The sequence below is a fragment of the Gordonibacter pamelaeae 7-10-1-b genome (genome assembly GCF_000210055.1).
Classification (GTDB): domain Bacteria; phylum Actinomycetota; class Coriobacteriia; order Coriobacteriales; family Eggerthellaceae; genus Gordonibacter; species Gordonibacter pamelaeae.
The window spans coordinates 627,240-629,234 of sequence record NC_021021.1 but is presented as its reverse complement, the minus strand read 5'-3'; the positions used below and the strand labels follow the sequence as shown (position 1 = coordinate 629,234).

The 1,995-nt window shown below is 70.1% G+C and carries 1 protein-coding gene; it reads right to left on the bottom strand.

Going from position 1 to position 1,995, the window contains the following annotated elements; all coding sequences use genetic code 11:
- Positions 1-1,624, bottom strand: a 1,624-nt coding sequence (locus GPA_RS02985) for a VanZ family protein (RefSeq protein WP_041238894.1), incomplete at its 3' end; no start/stop codon positions are given.
- Positions 1,625-1,995: the final 371 nt, after the last annotated feature.

The window sequence follows — 1,995 nt, the reverse complement described above, 5'->3', positions numbered from 1 at the left end:
CGGTGCCCAGGAGCGCGTCCACCACGGCCCCTGCCTTCTCGAAGGCGTCGGACAGCACGTCGGCATCGGGCGCGATGAGCACCGAGAGCGGCAGGTCGCGTGCTGCCGCGTCGGAGAACGCCGCGAGCGCCGTCGTGCGCGCCGGCTCGGCATGCAGGCGCTCGGCAAGGTCGGGCGCGACGAGCGTCACGGGGTAGCCCGCCTCGGCCAGCGCGCGGGCGCATACCCAGCCGTCGCCGCCGTTGTTCCCGGAGCCGGCGAGCACCACGACGGGGGAGGGGTCGGGCACCCAGGCGCGCACCTCGTCGGCCACGGCGTTCCCCGCGCGCTCCATGAGCGTGGCGAGCGGCGTGCCGTCCTCGGCTATACGGCGTTCGAGCGCGGCCACCTCGGCCACGTCCATCACGGTCCGGCGATCGCGTTCGAGCTCGACGCCCTCCACGGTCATGACCCGCGTGTTCGACAACACGCCGTTGAGCATGACGAACGGCCGCTTCAGCACCGCCGCGCGCACGGCGCGCACGCCGAGCGACACGGCCCAGGCGGCCATGAACGCGAGCCAGGCCCAGATGATGCCCGCTTGGTGTCGTGCTGCGAATGCCGCGAGCGCACCCATCTCGCCTGTTCGGCCCGTGTCCAGGCCCACGATGCCCGACAACAGGGCGAACGGCACCCAGGCGAACAGGAGTAGCAGGCCGTAGCGCGCCGCAGGCTGGTACCAACGCGCCGGCGAGGCGTCGGGGCGCACGATGCGCAGCTTCAGCAGCTTTTGGCCGAGCGTCTGCCCGCGGGTGAGCGCCGGCACGAGAGCGAAGAGCACGGCAAGCGAGGCCAGCTCTATGCCCCGCACCGCTGCGTCCCAGCTACCGCCTGCGGCCTCGATGGCAGCCTGCGCTCCCAGCATCCTGAAAACCCCGGCGAGGAGGCCGGCCGCCGCCTGGGACGCCAGTATATCGATCAGAAACGACAACGCGCGCCGGGTGACGCTGGCGCGCAGCCCCTCCTCGCGTGCCTCCATGTTCACGAGCCGCATGTCGGGCAGCACGCGCATCGCGGGCCCCACCGCCCAGAAGCCCACCATGGCGCCGAGCGTGTTCAGCATGAGGTCGTCCACGTCGAACAGGCGGTACGGATGCGCGTACAGGCCCCACAATCCCGTGATCTGCGACGTCTCGTAGAACAGCGTGGTGGCGAACCCGATGAGCAGCGTCTGCCACCACGTGCGCCTGAAGTAGTAGCGCAAGTACATGCCCAGGGGCACCAGCAGCAGCACGTTGAAGAAGGCTTCGTAGACGTTGGGGTTGCGCAGCAGGCCCGGCCAGGTGGAGGGGTCCGCGAGCGAGGCTGCAGAGCTGTCCGCGATGAGCTGAACGAAGTGGAACGGCACGAGCTGCGGGTGCGCCGCGTAGGGCACCACGGCCGAGCGGTTCTCGGGCAGCGGCAGGATGACCATGTAGTAGGCCACGAGCATATAGAAGACGAACGAGTACACGATGAGCGTGCGCAGCCAGGGGATGGAGCCGAACTTGCGGTACTGGTAGACCATGTAGGGCAGCGTGATGGCGAAGGCGATCAGCGGGAAGGTCAGAAGGCCGGACACGATGTTGCCGGTGTAGACGCTCATGGAACGGGCTCTCCTCGGGGTCGGGGACGCAATGGCCGTGCGGGGCGTGCCTGCGCGGCGCACGTGACGATTATAGGCGATGGCGCGCGGGCCGCTGCCCGTGCCATTGCCTCAACGTTACGGTTGAGGCGGCTCTGAGACTCCGAGGCGCTGCGGTTCGGCCCATGCGGTTCCGGCCAGTTCCCCGCCCGGCTCTCGGACGTCCGACAACGCCCCTCTCAGGTGCGGGCCGTCGGCCCCTTCGCCTGCGCCTCGGCCTTCAGGGCGCGCCGCTCCAGGTCCAGCAGGTACGCCTTGGCCTTCGCGTCGTCGCCGCGTCCCGAGGGGTTTCCGTTCGCGCCGACCACGCGGTGGCTGGGCACGATGACGGG